This window comes from Pleomorphomonas koreensis DSM 23070 (assembly GCF_000425185.1).
GTDB lineage: Bacteria > Pseudomonadota > Alphaproteobacteria > Rhizobiales > Pleomorphomonadaceae > Pleomorphomonas > Pleomorphomonas koreensis.
In genome coordinates this window covers 12,879-30,303 of the sequence record NZ_AULH01000027.1, presented here as the reverse complement: position 1 = coordinate 30,303, position 17,425 = coordinate 12,879, and the positions used below count along the sequence as shown (strand labels likewise).

Sequence of the window (17,425 nt, the reverse complement as noted above, 5' to 3'; positions counted from 1 at the left end):
GCCGCCAGCGTTCGTTCTGAGCCAGGATCAAACTCTCATGTTCAAGAGTTCCATCCCGAAATCACAAAAACTCGACGAGGTCTTTCCATCCAGACCCACCCTCACGGACAGACCCAAACGGAAACCTATCAAGAAACGTCATTCCGGTGCTTAGCTCTTCTTGGCACAAACCAAACCCCTAAAGGCTCAGTCCGTGCCGAATAGCCCAAACGCCGGCCACGTTTCTCTTTCTTCCTATCCACTTGTCAAAGAACGGAGGAGAACCAGCCCCTCAAATCCACCGCCAAATCAACCAGCCAACTCACCGAAGCGAACCGCCAGCACCCGGCAACAGAACACCGCCGGCACTACGTCGCTGCAGCGCCGCCGTCGATGAACAGGCTTATAGGGGGACGCCCCGTGCTTGTCAACACCGCCGCCGGAGAATGGGAAAACTCCGTGATACCGGAAAAGATATCCCTAAAAACAATGGCTTGCATGTTTTCCAAATGGTCAAGAAACCGTCACGAAGGCGTCGTGACCCAAAAAGATTTTGAAAAAATCCGCTGGCCGGCGCGGGGTGCCGGACGAACGCCCCCGTCGGCGGTCAGGACCCCGGCGAAGGCTTCGCTCAGTCGCCGGGCGGCAGGTCGGCCGGGCAGCCAGCGGCGATCCAGGCCGCCTCGCGGCGACGCAACTCGGCACCGAGCGCCGGCCCCGGCTTATACCCCTCGGCAATCAGCCGGGCGGCGGTCACGGGCGATTTGGGCGGCCGGAACTCACCGGCAAGCCGGAGAAGATCGGCCGGCGGCTCAATGCCCGTCTCGGCGGCGACAAGAATCAGGGCGGCGACCGCCACCTCGTTGCCGGCCCTGATAACGGCGAGGCGGACGGCCGACGCATCCATCCCGACCGAAAACTCGCCACACCAGGAGACGATCGTCTCGACCCGCCTGGCTTCCTGGCCGGAGAGGCGCAGCGCCGCCATCAACCCCTCCCGCTTAACGGCCAGCGCGGCAAGCCGCGGCTCCAGGCCGAGCGACAGGCCATGCCGCGCGGCGAGCGCCACCGCTGCCGCCAATCGCTCCACCTTGCCGCCACCCGGCAAGATGCGGTCGAGGAGGCCCGCTTCGTCCATGATGGCCAGCGCCGGCGCGGCGCCGCCGGCGGTCACCAGCTTGCGAATTTCGGCGCCGACCCGCTCGCGCGACAGCCGGTCGAGCCCCTCGCCGAGGCTGATCACCGCCGCGAGGCCGTCCGGATCGGGCTCGCCGCGGCCGTAGCGGGCGTGGAAACGGAAGAAGCGCAGGATGCGGAGGTAATCCTCCTCGATGCGCTGCCTCGGATCGCCGATGAAGCGGACGCGGCCGGAAAGCGCGTCGGCGACGCCGCCGACGGAATCGTGCAGCGTGCCGTCGGCGTCGGCATAGACGGCGTTCATGGTGAAATCGCGCCGCCGGGCATCGCCGTCCCAATCGCGGCTGAAGGCGACCACGGCCCGCCGGCCGTCGGTCTCGACGTCTGACCGGAGCGTCGTCACCTCAAACGCCCTGTGCACGGCGACCACCGTCACCGTGCCGTGGTCGATGCCGGTCGGCACGGCCTTCAGGCCGGCCGCCGCGACGCGGGCGGCAACCACGTCCGGCGTCGCGGTGGTGGCGATATCGACGTCGTCGACCGGCTCGCCGATCAGCGTGTTGCGCACGGCGCCACCGACCACCCGCGCCCGGTCGCCGTCCTGCTCGATGGCGGCGATCACCTTGCGGAAGGCCGGATCGTCGAGAAAGGCGGCGCCGGCGATCGAGGCGGCGCTCACCGGAATACCTCCTCGTAGAAGCGGCGCAGGATGTTGCCGGTGACGCCCCAGATGCGGTGGCGGCCATATTGCATGGAGAAATAGTGGCGGCGGCCGCTGGCGTGCTCGAAGAACTCCTCGCGGTGGTTGCCGGGATTGAGCACGAAGGCGAGCGGCACCGAGAATACCTCGGCCACCTCGTCGGGGTTGGCGGTCAGCGCCGGCCGCCCGGCGACGAGACCGATCACCGGAAAGACGCGAAAGCCGGATGGCGTCGGATAGGGGGCGAGCAGGCCGACCGGCTTCACTGCCGACCGGGCGAGGCCGACCTCCTCCTCCGCCTCGCGCAGCGCCGCCTCGACCGGCGAGGCGTCCTCCGGCTCGATCTTGCCGCCAGGCAGCGCCACTTCGCCGGAATGGACGCGCAGGCCGTCGGTACGGCGGATCATCACCAGGTCGAGGCCGGTGCCGTCCTGCCGGCCGACGAGGCCGATCAGCACGGCGGCGTCGCGCAACGGCTGGGCACCGGCGACAAGGCTGGCCGCCAATTGTTCCTGTCGCGAGTCGCGGAAGGCGCCGGCCGTGGCGAGCGGCCGCATGCGGCCGGCCTTGGCGAGGATATCGGCCGGTCCGACCGCTTCGGGGATCATGCCCGCCTCCCGGCCGGACGCGCCTGCCTTGATTTTGCTTGGCTCATGGGTTGAAACCACATCCGACGCCTCTTGCCGAAAGGTGATGCGCCGCGCGGCCGGAGATGTCAAACTCGGGCACTCGACGATAAACCGGGGCAGAACTGGAACAAGAAGCCGCTTCAAGCGGCTTCCGGCGCCAAGCGGCGCCGCGCGAAGCGGGTCTTTCGGGACGAAGCCCCGAAAGACGAAAAACGGAGCGAAAGCCAAGGGCCGGAGGCCCGCCGGCGACTGAGGCAGAGACAAAGAGCAAGAAGCCGCGAAGCGGCTTCCGGCGCCGACCGGCGCCGCGCGGAGCGGGTCTTTCGTGGCGAAGCCTCGAAAGACGAAAAGCGGAGCGGAAAGCCTAAGGGCCGGAGGCCCGCCGGCGATTGAGGCAGAGACAAAGAACAAGAAGCCGCGAAGCGGCTTCCGGCGCCGCGCGGAGTGGGTCTTTCGGGACGAAGCCCCGAAAGACGTAAAGCGGAGCGGAAAGCCTAAGGGCCGTAGGCCCGCCGGCGACTGAGGCAGAAAAAGAACGGCGGAGAGAAACATGGACGCAGAGATGAAGACGGCGGCTGACGCGATCGCCGAGGCGGATGCCGCCTTCGCGCGGCTCGAAGCCGTGCGCGCCGCCGTCGCCCGCGTCATCTTCGGGCAGGAAGCGGCCGTCGAGGCGGCGCTGGTGACGCTGCTCAGCGGCGGCCACGGGCTGATCGTCGGCGTGCCCGGCCTTGCCAAGACCAAGCTGGTCGAGACGCTGGCCGTGGTGCTCGGCCTCAGCGAGCGGCGCATCCAGTTCACGCCCGACCTGATGCCCTCCGACATCCTCGGCTCGGAGGTGCTCGACCAGGCGGCCGACGGCAGCCGCTCCTTCCGCTTCATCCGCGGCCCGGTGTTCGCCCAGCTGGTCATGGCCGACGAGATCAACCGCGCCTCCCCGCGCACCCAGTCGGCGCTCTTGCAGGCCATGCAGGAGCATCACGTCACCGTCGCCGGTCTCCGCCACGATCTGCCGGCCCCGTTCCACGTGCTGGCGACGCAGAACCCGCTGGAGCAGGAGGGCACCTATCCGCTGCCCGAGGCCCAGCTCGACCGCTTTCTGCTCGAAATCGACCTCGACTATCCCGATCGCGACACCGAGCGCCGCATCCTGATCGAGACCACCGGCCGCGACGAGGCGACGGCCGAACGGCTGCTCGACGACGGCGAATTGCAGCGCCTGCAGGCGCTCGTCCGCCGCCTGCCGGTCGGTGAACGCATTGTGGAAGCCATCCTCGATCTGGTGCGCGCCGCCCGCCCCGGCGCCGACACCAGCGGCGACATCGCCTGGGGTCCCGGCCCGCGCGCCGCCCAGTCGCTGATGCTGGCCGTGCGCGCCCGCGCGCTGCTCACCGGCCGCTACGCGCCGTCGCTCGACGACGTCGCCGCGCTGGCGGTGCCGGTGCTGAAGCACCGCATGGCACTGACCTTCGAGGCGCGCGCCCGCCGCCGCAGCGTCGCCGAGGTGGTCGGCCTGATCCTCGAGAAGGTGATCTGAATGGCCCGCGACGCCCTGTCGCCCGAAGCCGTCGCCGCGGCGCGCGGCCTTGCCGCCGCCCTGCCCGACCTGCTGGTCGAGGCGCGGCGGGTGGCGTCGAGCGTCGCCGCCGGCTGGCACGGCCGCCGCCGGGCCGGCCCCGGCGAGGACTTCTGGCAGTTCCGGCCCTTCGTCACCGGCGAATCGATGCGCGGCATCGACTGGCGGCGGTCGGCCCGCGACGACACATTGCATGTCCGCGAGCGCGAGCACGAGAATGCCCATACGGTCTGGCTGTCGGTCGATCTGTCGGCGTCGATGGACTTCCGCTCCGATGCCGCCATCGCCAGCAAGCGCGACCGCGCCGTCACGCTGGCGCTGGCGCTGGCCGAACTGCTGTCGCGGGCCGGCGAGCGGATCGGCCTCGTTGGCGACGCCGAGCCGACCAGCCGCCGCGACGGCGCCGAGGTGATCGCCATGAAGCTCGCCCGGCTCGGGTCCGCCGGGGCCGCCCAGGCGCTGACGGATGCGCCGGCGGCGGCGCGGCGGCGCGACGACCTGATCCTGCTCTCCGATTTCCTCGGGCCGGAGCAGCAACGCGACCGCCTGCTCGCCAGCCTCGCCGACCTCGAGGCCCGCGTCCATCTCGTCGAGATCGCCGATCCCACCGAGGAGGAGTTCCCCTTCCTCGGCCGCGTCGACTTCGTCGACCCCGAGAGCGGCGCCCATCTGCTGGCCGGCCGCGCCGAAGCCTGGCGCGACAACTATCTCTCCGCCCGCGCCGCGCACCGCGCCCGCCTCATCGCCGCCCGCCGGCCCGGCTGGAGCCACACGCTCGCCCGCACCGACCGGCCGGCCATCGAGGCGCTGGTCGCCCTGCACGGCCATCTGTCGGCACCCGACGGAGGTGGGGCATGAGCGGCTTCGCCTTCGCCGCGCCGGTGGCGCTGATCGGCCTTCTGGCGCTGCCGGCCATCTGGTGGCTGCTGAAGGCGACGCCGCCGCGGCCGGTGACGCAGCTTTTCCCGCCGCTGGCGCTGATCGTCCGCGTCAGACGCGACGCCGAGACGCCGGTCCGCACGCCCTGGTGGCTGATCGCCCTGCGCCTTCTTCTTGCCGGCCTGATCGTCCTCGCCGCCGCCGGGCCGCAACTGTTGCCGGCCGAACGCCTCGCCCGTGGCGCCGGCCCGTTGTGGCTGATCGTCGACAACGGCGCGAGCGCCGCCCCCGACTGGCCGCAGCGCCTCGCCACCGCCGCCGCCGTGCTGACGGAAGCCGACGACGCCGGCCGGCCGGTGCGCGTCGTCGCCACCGCCGACGGGCCGGACGGCATCGCCGCCCAGACGACGGCCGCCGAGGCGTTGCGCCGCGTCAACGCGCTTGCCCCGCGCGCCATCCTGCCCGACCGCGCCGCCCTGCTGCCGGCGCTCGGCCGCCTCAGCCCGCCCGGCGAGGTGGTGGCGCTGATCGAGCCGGGCGACGACGGCACGGCCGGATCCTTCCTGGCCGGCCTTGCGAAGATCGCCGGAGACGCGCCGCTGACGCTCGCCGCCTCCGGCCGGCCGGCGCCGGTGGCCATCGACGGCGTCGAACAGGACGGCGCCGCCGTCACCGCCCATCTGAGGCGGGCGGCGGCCGGCGCGGCGATCGACGGCAGCCTCAGGCTGCTCGACCGCAAAGGGCGGCTGCTCGACGAGCGGCCCTTCGCCTTCGCAGCCGGTGATCTCGCGGCCGAGGTGCGCTTCGCCCTGCCGCTCGAAATCCGCAACGACATCGCCCGCGCCGAGGTGGCCGGCGGCAATTCGGCGCTCGGCGTCCACCTGTTCGACGACCGCTGGCGCCGCCGCTCGGTGGTGGTGCTCACCGCCACCGGCAGCGAGGCGGCGCGGCCGCTGATCGCCCCCGACTATTTTCTCGACAAGGCGCTCGCCCCCTTCGCCGAACTGCTGCCGCCGGCCCGCGGCGCCTTTTCCGAGGCGCTGAAGGCGGCGGTCGAAGCGCATCCGGCCGCCATCCTCGTCGCCGACGCCGGCCGCTTCGACCCCGGCGAGACGGCGCTGACCCATGCCTTCATGGAAAAGGGCGGCGTGCTCGTCCGCTTCGCCGGCCCGCGCCTCGCCGCCTCCGGCGACGCCGGGCTGCCGGTGCCGCTGCGGCGCGGCGACCGCGCCCTCGGCGGCGCGCTCTCCTGGAGCAAGCCGCAGACGCTCGGCGCCTTTTCCGACAATGGCCCCTACGCCGGCCTCGCGGTACCCGGCGACGTGACGGTCAGCCGGCAGGTGCTGGCCGAACCGTCCGTCGACCTCGCCGGCCGCACCTGGGCCAGCCTCGGCGATGGCACGCCGCTGGTCACCGCCGTCCGCGTCGGCGCCGGCTGGCAGGTGCTGTTCCACGTCACCGCCGACACCCGCTGGTCGGACCTGCCGATCTCCGGCACCTTCGTCGAGATGCTGCGCCGCACCGTGGCGCTCGGCGCGGCCGGAGGCGGCGCGGGGCGCCAGGCGGCCGGCAACGCCGTGCTGCCGCCGCTATCCCTCATCGACGGCTACGGCCGGCCCTCGGCGCCGCGCGCCGGCCTCGCCGGCATCCGCGAGGCCGACCTCGCGACGCTGCGCCCGTCGCGGGCGACGCCGCCCGGCCTCTACGGCAGCGACGACGGCTTCCGCGCCCTGAACCCGATGCGGCCGGACATGACCTATCGGCCGCCCGACCTTTCCGGCCTGTCGGACGGCGTCCACCGCACCGGCCTCATCACCGAGGCGGCCGTCGATCTCACGTCCTACGGCTTCGCCCTCGCCTTCCTGCTGCTCATCGTCGATGGCCTCGCCGTGACGGCGCTGTCCGGCGGCTTCCGGCGGCGGCAACCGGCGGCCGCTGCCGTTGTCGTCGGCCTCGCTCTTCTCCTTCTGCCGCCGCAGGCCCGCGCCGCCGACGACGCCCGGCTGATGGAGGCGCTGTCGGCCACCCGCCTCGCCTACGTCGAGACCGGCGTCACCGACATCGACGACACCAGCCGCGCCGGCCTGTCGACGCTGTCGCGCTTCCTCGCCAGCCACTCGTCGCTGGAACCGGGCGAGCCGATGGCCGTCGATCCGGCCGTCGACGAATTGTCGGTGTTCCCGCTGATCTACTGGCCGGTCGACGCCGCCGCGCCGATGCCGACCGCCGCCGCCATGGCCCGCATCGAGGCGTTCATGAAGAACGGCGGCACCGTGCTGTTCGACAGCCGCGACGACGCCGATTTCGCCGTCGCCTCGCCCAACACCGCCCGCCTGCGCGACATGCTGGCGCTGATCGACGTGCCGCCGCTCGAACCGGTGCCGGCCGACCACGTGCTGACCAAGTCCTTCTACCTCATCGGCGCCTTTGTCGGCCGCAGCGAAGGCTCGCCGCTGTGGGTCGAGGCGCCCGGCGACGAGGAACAGCAGGGCGACGGCACGGCGCGTCCGGTCAGGGCCGGCGACGGCGTGTCGCCCATCCTGATCACCGGCAACGATCTGGCCGGCGCCTGGGCGGCCGACGAGGGCGGCGCCTTCCTGCACCCGCTGGTACCCGGTACGCCGCGCCAGCGCGAATTCGCCTTCCGTGCCGGCGTCAACATCGTCATGTACGTGCTGACCGGCAGCTACAAGGCCGATCAGGTACACGTGCCGGCCCTCCTGGAACGGCTGGGAGAATGAGGCCATGATCTGGTCGATCGCCTTGTCGCCGCTCCTGCCGCCGCCGGCCTTCATCGCCGCCGGCCTCGCCGCGCTCGCCCTCCTCGCCCTGATGGCTTTCCGCCGCCGGCCCGGCCTGATCCTCCGGGCGCTGGCGCTCGCCCTGCTCATGCTGGCCGCCGCCCGGCCCGAGCTGGTTGCCGAGGATCGCAAGGCCCTGCCGGCCGTGGTGGCGCTGGTCGCCGATCGCAGCGCCTCACAGACGCTGGCCGGCCGGCCGGCCGATACCGACGCCGCCTATGCGGCGCTGAAGGAGCGCCTCGCCCGCCTGCCCGGCGTCGAGCTGCGCGAGGTGCCGGCCGCCGCCGCCGACAATGCCGACGGCACGCTGCTGTTCGCCGACGTCGCCCGCGCCCTCTCCGACGTGCCGGCCGAGCGGATCGGCGGCGTCGTCGCCGTCACCGACGGCCTGATCCACGACGTGCCGAAGGACGTCGCCGGCCTCGGCTTCTCGGCGCCGGTGCACGTGCTGGTCACCGGCGACGCGAGCGACTACGACCGCCGCATCGAGCTGGTCGCCGCCCCGAAATTCGCCCTCGTCCGCTCGACGCAGCGCCTCACCTTCCGCCTCGTCGACGACGGCCGTGGCGCCGATGCCGCGCCGGTGCCGGTGACTGTTCGCCGCGACGGCGACACCGTCGCCACGATTGTCATGGCGCCGGGCGAGGAACGGTCGGTCGACGTCGCCATCCCGCACGCAGGCGCCAATATCGTCGAGATCGCCGCGCCGCCGGTGGCCGGCGAGCTGTCGCCGCTCAACAACAGCGAGGTGGCGGTGATCGACGGCGTGCGGCAGGCGCTGCGCGTGCTCCTGGTGTCCGGCGAGCCGCATCCCGGCGAGCGCACCTGGCGCAACCTCCTGAAATCCGACGCCGCCGTCGACCTCGTCCACTTCACCATCCTGAGGCCGCCGGAGAAGCAGGACGGCACGCCGATCGACGAACTGTCGCTGATCGCCTTTCCGACCCGCGAGCTGTTCGACGAGAAGATCGCCGACTTCGACCTGATCATCTTCGACCGCTACCAGCAGCGCGGCGTGCTGCCGCTTCTCTACTTCGACAATATCGCCCGCTACGTCGCGGACGGCGGCGCGCTGCTGATCGCCGCCGGTCCCGACCCGTCCGGCGCCGACAGCGTCTACGACAGCCCGCTGGCGCCGATCCTGCCGGCCGTGCCGGACGGCAGCGTCGTCGAGACGCCGTTCCGGCCGGCCGTCACACCGCTCGGCGCCCGCCATCCGGTGACCTCGAATTTGCCGGGCGGCGAAACCGATCCGCCGGGCTGGTCGCGCTGGTTCCGGCTGATCGGCACGTCGGCCAACCGCGGCGACGCGCTGATGTCCGGCCCGGAGGGCAAGCCGCTGCTGGTCCTCTCCCGCGAGGGCAAGGGGCGCGTCGCCATGCTGCTCAGCGACGAGATGTGGCTGTGGGCGCGCGGCTTCGAGGGCGGCGGTCCGCATGCCGAGCTGCTGCGCAACGTCGCCCACTGGCTGATGGCCGAGCCGGAGCTGGAGGAGGAGGCCCTGCGCCTCACCGGCGACGGCGGCCGGCTCGCCGTCGAGCGGCGGACGCTGAAGGACGCCGCGCCGCCGGTCACCGTCACCTTCCCCGATGGCTCGCAAACCGTCGCCAACCTGACGCCCGACGGCCCCGGCCGCTTCCGGGCCAGCCTGCCGGCGCCGCTCACCGGCCTCTACAAGGCGAGCGACGGCACGCTCACCGCCATCGTCCACGTCGGACCGGCCAACCCGCGCGAGTTCCGCACCTTGGTGTCGACCACCGGTCCGGCCGCGCCGATCGCCACGGCAACAGGCGGTTCGTCGATCCGGTTGAGGCAGGCGCCGGGCGGCGCGCTGGACATTCCCGCCGTCGCCCTCAGGCGGTCGGCGGCCGGCACCTTTGCCGGCGACGGCTGGATCGGCTTCAAGGCGTCGGAGTCCTACGAGGTGGCCGGCGTCGAGCGGCTGCCGGTGCATCTCGGCCTTCTCGCCGTGGCGCTGCTGCTTCTGGCGATCGGCAGCCTCTGGTGGCGGGAGAGCCGCTGATCGGCTCATACCGGCAGGCATTGAAAATGGCCCCTGGTATTCCGCTTGCCGATTTCTCACGCCCCTGATGGAGATGGGCGATCGGCAATGAGCGGATGCGTCGGCATCATCGCGAATTGGTATCAGGCGGTCGGGCCGGTCGCCCGCACCGAGCCGCCCACGCCGGCCGAAGCGCCGGGTACCAGCTCCGCCCACAGCAGGCGGGCCGGATCGACCGGCCCCGGCAGGATGACGCGGCCGGCCGGCACGGGGCCGAAGCCGAACGGCCGGTAATAGGGAAGATCGCCGACCAGCACGACCAGCCGGTGGCCCCGCTGCCGCGCCGCCTCCAGTGAGAGCCGCATCAGCGCCTTGCCGACGCCGAGGTTCTTCAGCGCCGGCAGCACGGCCAGCGGGCCGAGCAGCAGCGCCGGCGTGTCGCCCACCGCGATGGCGGTGAGCCGCACCGAACCCACCACGTCGCCCCGGTAGACGGCGACCAGGCTGGTCGGGCCGTCGGCGGCATGGCCCTCGCGAATGCGGAAGGCGGTGCGGGCATAGCGGCCGGGGCCGAAGGTCACGTCGTGGATGGCGTCGATGGCGGCGGCGTCCTCGGCCGTCTCCGGGCGGAAGACGACGTCGGCCAGCCGGAAGGCATCGAGGGAGCGGGCGAGCGAGAGATCGATGGCGGTCATGTCGAACCGTGAAGAAGCGGGGTGCGGCGCCATCGATCCGCGGACCCCGTGGGATCGGTCGATCAGGCGCAGGAAGGCGTGACGGCGCGCGGGAAAGCGCGTGCGTCGCGTCGTCGTCGCTGATCGTGGCCGAGGAGCATCAGGCTTCTTCTCAAAAGGTTCGCCGCCCCTTAGCACGGCCGCCGACGCCGCACAAGCCGGACGGGCATCCGTCAGACTGCCGAGCCGCCTTTAGTGGCGACGATACGGCCGGCGTCGAGTTCGATCACCCGGTCCATGCGCGACAGCGCGGCGCGGGCGTGGGTGATCAGGATCACCGTCCGGCCGGCCATCCGGTCGAGCACGCGGTCGAGCACCGCCGCCTCGGTCTCCGGATCGAGCCCCTCTCCCGGCTCGTCGAGGACGAGGATGTCGGGTTCGACGAGCAGGGCACGGGCGATGGCGACGCGGCGCGCCTCGCCGCCCGACAGCGTCGTGCCGGCGACGCCGACCGGCGTGCCGAGTCCCTCGGGCAATCGGGCGACGAACCCGGCAAGGTCGGCCGCCGCGATCGCCGCGGCTAGCTCCTCGGCCGTTGCCGAGGGACGGCCGAGCTTGAGATTGGCCTCCAGCGTCGTGGTGAACAGATGCGGCTTCTGCGGCACCACGCCGATCACCCGGCGCAGATCGGCGAGCGACAGCGCGGTGAGCGGCAGGCCGCCGAGCCGGATCTCGCCGGCATCGGGATCGCGCAGGCGGACGAGCAGGCCGGCCAGCGACGACTTGCCGGCACCGCTCTCGCCGATCAGCGCGACATGGCTGCCGAAGGGGATGTCGAGGGAAATGCCGTCAAGCGCCGGCCGGCCGTCGTCGCGGTAGCGCAGCGTCACGTTGTCGAGGACAATGTCGCGGCCGTCCGGCAGCGGCGCCGGATGCGCCGCCTCGGTGACCGGCGGCCGGCGATCGAGAATGGCGAACAGCCGCCGGGCCGAGGCGAGCGTCGCGGAGACGCCGAGGAAGGCGGCCGGCAGGCCCATGAAGGCTTCGGCCGCCGACAGCGACAAGAGAGCCGCCATGGCGAGGTCGGGTCCGGCGAGGCGGCTGGCGGCAACCAGCGGCACGCCGATGAACAGCGCCACGATCAGCGCCAGATCGCCGGACAGCCGGCCGAGCGCCTGCCCGAGCGCCGCCCGACGGTTGAGCCGGCGTTCCGCCTCGACCAGCGATGCCATGGTTTGGACCAGCCGGTCGCGGTGGGCCGCCAAGGCACCGGTCATCAACAGCGGCCCGAGGCCGGCGAGGTCGTCGACGACGAGGCGGCGGAGATCGGCCGCGCGGGCCGTCAGCGCCCGGCCGGGCGCCGTGGTCGCAGCGGCGGCCAGCGCCGGCGCCACCAGGCCGCAGAGGGCGAGCACGGCCAGCACGCCGGCCGCCAGGCTGCCGTCATGAAGGGCGAGCAGCAGGCCGACCGCCACCAGCGTCAGGACCGCCACGGCGACCGGCGAGATCAGCCTGAGGAAGGTCAGCTCCAGCCGGTCGATGTCGGCCTTGAGACGCGCGAGCAGGTCGCCCGAGCGGAGATCGTCGAGGGCGGCCGGAGCGAGCGGCACCATCCTGGCGAACAGGTGGGCGCGGCTGTCGGCGACGAGGCGCAACGTCGCGTCGTGGCTGACCACCCGGTCGACGTAGCGGCCGCCGGTGCGCAGGATGGCCAGCGCCCGGATGATCGCCGCCGGCGTGAAATAGTTGATGGCGGCACCGCCGAGACCGGCCGCCGCCATGGCGGTGATGAACCAGCCGGACACCGCCATCAGCCCGACGTTGGCGAGCGTGGCGATCAGCGACACCAGCGTCGACAACAGGATCCAGGCGAGATGCGGCCGGTAGAGGCGGAGAAGGCGCAGGAAATCGCTCATGTCGCGCTCCCGCCGGCCAGTCGCGCCAGCATGCCGGCATAGGCGCCGCCGGTCGCCCTGAGTTGGGCCGGCGTTCCCTCCTCCACCAGCCGCCCGGCCGCCAGCACCAGCACCCGGTCGGCCGACTCGACGGTGCCGAGGCGATGGGCGATGGTCAGGCGGGTGCGGCCGGCCGACAGCGCGGCGATCGCCTCGCCCACCGCCGCCTCGGTGGCGGCGTCGAGATGGGCGGTCGGCTCGTCCATCAGCACGAGCGGCGCCGGCGCGAGGAAGGCGCGGGCCAGCATCAGCCGTTGCGCCTCGCCGCCGGAGAGGCCGGCGCCGTCCTGGCCGAGCCGGCTGTGCTCGCCGTGTGGCAGGCGGCTGACGAAACCGTCGGCCCGCGCCGCCTTCAGGGCCGCGCCGACGTCGCCGGATCGGCCCATGGCGACGTTTTCGGCCACCGTGGCGTCGAACAGCGCCGCCCGCTGCGGCAACAGGGCGATGTGGCGCCTGACGTCGTCGAGGTCGAGGCCGGCGAGCGGCCGGCCGTCGATCAGGATCGAGCCGGAACTCGGTTCCAGGAAGCCGGCGATCAGCGACAAGAGCGTCGACTTGCCGGCGCCGCTCTCGCCGACGATCGCCACGTGCTCGCCGGGGCGCACCTCGAAGCTGACGTCGTCGAGCGCCAGCCGGCCGTCGCCATAACCGGCCGACACGTGATCGAAGCGCAGCGACACCGCCGCGCCGGCCGCCAGCGGCGCGCCGCCCGTCCGGACCGGCGCCGGCCGGCCGAGGAGGTCGGCGAGGCGCTCGGCGGCGGCCACCGCCTCCATGCGGGCGTGCCGCTCGACGCCGAGCGTGCGGAGCGGCGCGTAGAACTGCGGCGCCAGCAGCAGCACGAAGAGGCCATCGACGAAGGCGATCTCGCCCCACATCAGGCGGAAGCCGACCAGCACCGCCGTCGCGGCGATGGAGACGGTGGCGAAGAATTCCAGCACCAGCGCCGACAGGAAGGCGAGGCGCAGCACCTTCATGGTCTCGCGCCGGTAGTCGTCGGCGGTCCTGGCGACCAGCGCCGCCTCGCGCTTCGCCGCGCCAAGCAGCACCAGGTCGGCGAGGCCGGCGACGGCGTCGAGCAGGTGGCCGCCCAGCCGGGCCATCGTCGCCCACTGGCGCTGGTTGGCCCGCTCGGCCGAGCGGCCGGCCAGCACCATGAACATGGGCAGAAGCGGCAGCGTCACCAGGAAGATCGCCGCCGAACGCCAGTCGACCGGCAGCACCACCAGCAGGATGGCGACCGGCAGCACGGCGACCGTGGCGGTGGCCGGCAGCCATTGCCGCCAGTAGGGCTCGATGCCGGCGACGGCGTCGGTCAGCGTCGTCGCGAGGTCGCCGGCGGCGGTGCCGGCCAGCCGTACCGGACCGAGCGCGCCGACATGGTCGACAAGGCGGGCGAACAGCACCTCGCGCACCCGCGCCGCCGCCTCGAAGCCGATGCGGCCGCCGCCATAGCCGATCACCGCCTTGAGAAGGGCGAGGCCGGCGAGCATGGCCAGTTGCGGCAGCACGGCATCGAGGCCGGCGCCCTGGAACACGGCGGCGTCGATGACGCGGGCGGTGAGAAAGGCGGCAAGCACCCCGAGCACGCCCTCGGCGATGCTGGCGGCGAACAGCATCGCCGTCTTCGTCCGGACGCCGGCCGAGAGATCATCGAGAAGGGATTTGCTCATGCGGCAACGGCCCGGTGATGCGGATGCGGCCGCCGGAGTGCCATGCTCCGGCCGCCGACGCAAGAGCGGCCTCGCGCAGATGCGATCCCGCCAAAGGACAGAGCGGCCGGCACGGTGGGCGGGACGACCGTGCCGGCCGCTCTCGGGGGGCCGGCGGAAAGCGGACCGGCCCCGGTGACGGCATGGTGGCATGCCACCACGCCGGCAGGCTATTTGGCGTCCGTGTCGAGCCCGTCCTGGAACTCGAACCACATGACATTGATCACGCCGATTGCCGCCGCCGCGGTAACGCCCAGGATCCAGGTGAAGTACCACATTGCCGTGTCTCCTTGCGCATCATCCGACCCGCCTGAAACGAGGATCGAAAAGACGATGCATGATGAACAGGACCTTGGTGTGCCGGTCTGATTCAGTCAGACCGGCGTTCTCGGGTCAGTAGGCCGAATGCGAGCGGGCGTCGATGTCGTCGGCCGTGACGCGGCCCCACATGCGCCAGTAGCACCAGACGGTGTAGGCCAGCACGATCGGCAACAGGATCATCACCGCCCAGAACATGACGTTGAGCGTCAGGTGGCTGGAGGTGGCGTCCCACAGGGTCAGGCTGGCGTTGGGGTCGAGGCTCGACGGCATCACGAACGGGAACATGGAGAGGCCGGCGGTGCCGATGATGCCGGCAAGGCCGAGCGCCGAGGTGACGAAGGCGAGGCCCGGCCGGCGGGCGGCGGCGAGCAGCGCCGTCAAAACCGGTCCGGCGAGGCCGACAGCCGGTGCCAGCATGGCGATCGGCAGCCATCCGTAGATGTCGAGCCAGGCACCGGCCGCCACCACGACTTCCTTGCCGAGCGGGTTGGGCCGGGCGTCGAGCGGCGGCTGCGACACGATGCGATAGCCGTCGATGCCGAGCCAGACCCAGATACCGGCCAGTGCGAACAGCACGGCGACGACCAGCCACAGGCGGATCGCCAGCGTCCGCGCCCGCTCCGCCACCACGCCGGAGGCGCGCAGCTGCAGCCAGACGGCGCCGTGGGCCGACAGCATGCCAAGCGAGATCAGGCCGGCCAGCAGCCCGAACGGGTTGAGGAGCGGCAGCAGCGCGAAGATGAACGAGCCCTGGTAATGGGTGCGCAGCATTTCGTCGAGACCGAAGGGCACGCCCTGCAACAGGTTGCCGAAGGCGACGCCGAAGATCAGCGCCGGCACGGCACCGCCGGCGAACAACCCCCAATCCCAGGCGGAGCGCCACTTCGGATTGTCGAGCTTGGAGCGGTAGTCGAAGCCAACCGGCCGGAAGAACAGCGCGAACAGCACCAGGAGCATCGCCATGTAGAAGCCGGAGAAGGCGGCGGCGTAGACCATCGGCCAGGCGGCGAACAGGGCGCCGCCGGCGGTGATCAGCCACACCTGATTGCCGTCCCAGTGCGGGCCGACGGTGTTGATGGCCACCCGCCGCTCGGCGTCGGTGCGGGCGACGAAGGGCAACAGCGAGCCGACGCCCATGTCCATGCCATCGGTGATGGCGAAGCCGATCAGCAGCGCGCCGACCAGGATCCACCAGACGAACTTCAGCGTTTCGTAGTCGAACATGGCGGTCTCCTCATTCCGCCGCCGCGGCGCGATGCGGCGCCTCGGCTTCGAAATAGTAACGGCCGGTGCCGAGCGAACTCGGACCGAGACGGGCGAATTTCACCATCAGGAACACCTCGATGACCAGGAAACCGGTGTAGAGCACCAGGAAGCCGGTCAGCGAGAAGATCAGGTCGGTGACGGTGAGACTGGACGTGCCGAGGAAGGTCGGCAGCACCTCGCCGATCGCCCAGGGCTGGCGGCCGAACTCGGCGACGAACCAGCCGAATTCGCTGGCCAGCCACGGCAGCGGCATGGCAAGGAGCGCCGCCCACAGCAGCCAGCGGTTGGTCTCGTGGCTGCGCCGGGCGCTGACCACGAAGGCCGAGGCGAAGATGAACAGCATCGCGAAGCCGCAGCCGACCATCAGGCGGAAGGCCCAGAACAGCGGCCAGACCGTGGGGATGGTGCCGTCGGCCGCCGCCTGTACCTGTTCCTCGCTGGCGGTGGCCGGATCCTCGACATATTGCTTCAGCAGGAGGCCGAAACCGATGTCGCGGGCGTGGGCGTCGAAGGCGGCGCGCGTCTCCGGCGTCGTGTCGCCGGCGCGGATCTTCATCAGCGCGGCGTAGCCCTGCTGCCCGGAGCGGATGCGCGCGAGGTGCTCCTCGCGCAGCTCGTTGAGGCCGCTGACCGGCTTGTCGAGCGAGCGGGTGGCGATCAGGCCGAGCACGTAGGGGATTTCGATCGCCCCGTGCGTCACCTTCTCCTCCTGCGAGGGGAAGCCGATCAGGTTGAAGGCGGCCGGCGCCGGCGCGGTCTCCCATTCGCCCTCGATGGCGGCGAGCTTGACCTTCTGCACGTCGCCGAGTTCGTAGCCGCTCTCGTCACCCAGCACGATCACCGACAGACAGGAGGCGAGGCCGAAACCGGCGGCGACGGCAAACGAGCGCTTGGCGAAGGCGACGTCGCGGCCCTTGAGAAGATACCAGGCGGAGATGCCGAGCACGAACATCGAGGCGGTGGTATAGCCGGCGGCCACCGTATGCACGAACTTCACCTGCGCCACCGGGTTGAACAGCACCTCGGTGAAGGAGTGCATCTCCATGCGCATCGTCTCGGGCGAGAAGAACGAGCCGATCGGGTTCTGCATCCAGCCGTTGGCGACCAGGATCCACAGCGCCGACAGGTTGGAGCCGATCGCCGTCATCACGGTGACGCCGAGATGCTGGCGGCGGCTGAGCTTGTCCCAGCCGAGGAAGAACAGGCCGACGAAGGTCGACTCGAGGAAGAAGGCCATCAGTCCCTCGATGGCCAGCGGCGCACCGAAGATGTCGCCGACGTAATGCGAATAGTAGGACCAGTTGGTGCCGAACTGGAACTCCATGGTCAGTCCGGTGGTGACGCCGAGGGCGAAGTTGATGCCGAACAGCTTGCCCCAGAACTTCGTCATGTCCCGGTAGATTTCCTTGCCGGTCATCACGAAAACGGTTTCCATGATCACCAGCAGCCAGGCGAGGCCCAGCGTCAGCGGAACGAACAGGAAGTGGTACATCGCCGTGGCGGCGAACTGCCAGCGCGACAACTCCACGAATGTCGAATCGATCATGATGGACGACGTCCTTTTCAGCGAAGGCGGTCCGGAAACGCCTGCCGCTCCGGGCCGTCGCATCTCGTCGGGGTCAGCGCCATGGTCGGACCGACGCACGGCAACGGTCGCCGCCGAAGGGTAACGAACCCTTCGCGGAGATGGTGAAACCGTCCATCATCCCGGCGAACCCGTGGCCGGCATCCCCGTGCCGGCCGACAAATCGATATGGACAGAATTATCGATGCAAAGCTATACAGTCAATATAC

At 71.3% G+C, this 17,425-nt stretch carries 12 protein-coding genes; 4 read left to right on the top strand and 8 right to left on the bottom strand.

Annotation, left to right across the window (positions count from 1 at the left end; genetic code table 11):
- Nucleotides 1-610: 610 nt before the first annotated feature.
- The gene (locus H512_RS24900; RefSeq protein WP_036792644.1) at nt 611-1,795 is read right to left on the bottom strand and encodes a CCA tRNA nucleotidyltransferase; all 1,185 of its coding nucleotides are present in this window, start codon (nt 1,793-1,795) and stop codon (nt 611-613) included.
- Complete coding sequence (locus H512_RS27365; RefSeq protein ID WP_053240049.1) at nt 1,792-2,424, bottom strand: NUDIX hydrolase; 633 nt, start codon at nt 2,422-2,424, stop codon at nt 1,792-1,794. The genes H512_RS24900 and H512_RS27365 overlap by 4 nt, the downstream gene beginning before the upstream one ends.
- Nucleotides 2,425-2,995: 571 nt before the next feature.
- On the opposite strand from H512_RS27365, the gene H512_RS0118540 reads away from it, so the two are divergent.
- Genes H512_RS0118540 through H512_RS0118525 form a run of 4 tightly spaced genes read left to right on the top strand, consistent with a single transcriptional unit; the run spans nt 2,996 to nt 9,724 of the window.
- Complete coding sequence (locus H512_RS0118540) at nt 2,996-3,982, top strand: AAA family ATPase (protein WP_053240048.1); 987 nt, start codon at nt 2,996-2,998, stop codon at nt 3,980-3,982.
- Nucleotides 3,983-4,879 (top strand): DUF58 domain-containing protein, encoded by an 897-nt coding sequence (locus H512_RS0118535; protein ID WP_026784709.1) that lies wholly within the window; start codon nt 3,983-3,985, stop codon nt 4,877-4,879.
- On the top strand, nt 4,876-7,641 hold the full coding sequence (locus H512_RS0118530; protein WP_026784708.1) for a DUF4159 domain-containing protein: 2,766 nt from the start codon (nt 4,876-4,878) through the stop codon (nt 7,639-7,641). The genes H512_RS0118535 and H512_RS0118530 overlap by 4 nt, the downstream gene beginning before the upstream one ends.
- Before the next feature lie 4 nt (nt 7,642-7,645).
- Nucleotides 7,646-9,724, top strand: coding sequence for a membrane protein (locus tag H512_RS0118525; protein WP_026784707.1), 2,079 nt, complete (start codon nt 7,646-7,648; stop codon nt 9,722-9,724).
- Between the two features lie 122 nt (nt 9,725-9,846).
- Here the strand turns inward: H512_RS0118525 and H512_RS0118520 are convergent, their stop codons facing one another.
- The 6 genes from H512_RS0118520 to H512_RS0118495 all read right to left on the bottom strand — a co-directional run bounded on the left by H512_RS0118520 (nt 9,847) and on the right by H512_RS0118495 (nt 17,177).
- Nucleotides 9,847-10,398 carry a GNAT family N-acetyltransferase gene (locus tag H512_RS0118520; protein WP_053240047.1) on the bottom strand — a complete coding sequence of 184 codons (552 nt, stop codon included), beginning with the start codon at nt 10,396-10,398 and terminating at the stop codon, nt 9,847-9,849.
- Nucleotides 10,399-10,610: 212 nt separating this feature from the next.
- Nucleotides 10,611-12,293, bottom strand: coding sequence for a thiol reductant ABC exporter subunit CydC (gene cydC / locus H512_RS24890; RefSeq protein WP_053240046.1), 1,683 nt, complete (start codon nt 12,291-12,293; stop codon nt 10,611-10,613).
- A complete protein-coding gene (gene cydD, locus H512_RS24885; protein ID WP_036792640.1) occupies nt 12,290-14,005 on the bottom strand; it encodes a thiol reductant ABC exporter subunit CydD in 1,716 nt (571 codons plus the stop codon). The genes cydC and cydD overlap by 4 nt, the downstream gene beginning before the upstream one ends.
- 209 nt (nt 14,006-14,214) lie before the next feature.
- Complete coding sequence (gene cydX, locus H512_RS26530) at nt 14,215-14,322, bottom strand: cytochrome bd-I oxidase subunit CydX (protein WP_026784705.1); 108 nt, start codon at nt 14,320-14,322, stop codon at nt 14,215-14,217.
- Nucleotides 14,323-14,437: 115 nt separating this feature from the next.
- Nucleotides 14,438-15,589, bottom strand: a complete 1,152-nt coding sequence (gene cydB / locus H512_RS0118500) for a cytochrome d ubiquinol oxidase subunit II (RefSeq protein WP_026784704.1) — start codon at nt 15,587-15,589, stop codon at nt 14,438-14,440.
- 10 nt (nt 15,590-15,599) lie between these two features.
- Nucleotides 15,600-17,177 (bottom strand): cytochrome ubiquinol oxidase subunit I, encoded by a 1,578-nt coding sequence (locus H512_RS0118495; RefSeq protein WP_026784703.1) that lies wholly within the window; start codon nt 17,175-17,177, stop codon nt 15,600-15,602.
- Nucleotides 17,178-17,425: the final 248 nt, after the last annotated feature.

Excerpts from the sequence above, each read along its gene's own strand:
- H512_RS27365 (WP_053240049.1), bottom strand. The coding sequence starts at position 2,424 with ATGATCCCCGAAGCGGTCGGACCGGCCGATATCCTCGCCAAGGCCGGC.
- H512_RS0118540 (WP_053240048.1), top strand. The coding sequence starts at position 2,996 with ATGGACGCAGAGATGAAGACGGCGGCTGACGCGATCGCCGAGGCGGAT.
- H512_RS0118535 (WP_026784709.1), top strand. The coding sequence starts at position 3,983 with ATGGCCCGCGACGCCCTGTCGCCCGAAGCCGTCGCCGCGGCGCGCGGC.
- H512_RS0118530 (WP_026784708.1), top strand. The coding sequence starts at position 4,876 with ATGAGCGGCTTCGCCTTCGCCGCGCCGGTGGCGCTGATCGGCCTTCTG.
- H512_RS0118525 (WP_026784707.1), top strand. The coding sequence starts at position 7,646 with ATGATCTGGTCGATCGCCTTGTCGCCGCTCCTGCCGCCGCCGGCCTTC.
- H512_RS0118520 (WP_053240047.1), bottom strand. The coding sequence starts at position 10,398 with ATGACCGCCATCGATCTCTCGCTCGCCCGCTCCCTCGATGCCTTCCGG.
- cydC (WP_053240046.1), bottom strand. The coding sequence starts at position 12,293 with ATGAGCGATTTCCTGCGCCTTCTCCGCCTCTACCGGCCGCATCTCGCC.
- cydD (WP_036792640.1), bottom strand. The coding sequence starts at position 14,005 with ATGAGCAAATCCCTTCTCGATGATCTCTCGGCCGGCGTCCGGACGAAG.
- cydX (WP_026784705.1), bottom strand. The coding sequence starts at position 14,322 with ATGTGGTACTTCACCTGGATCCTGGGCGTTACCGCGGCGGCGGCAATC.
- cydB (WP_026784704.1), bottom strand. The coding sequence starts at position 15,589 with ATGTTCGACTACGAAACGCTGAAGTTCGTCTGGTGGATCCTGGTCGGC.
- H512_RS0118495 (WP_026784703.1), bottom strand. The coding sequence starts at position 17,177 with ATGATCGATTCGACATTCGTGGAGTTGTCGCGCTGGCAGTTCGCCGCC.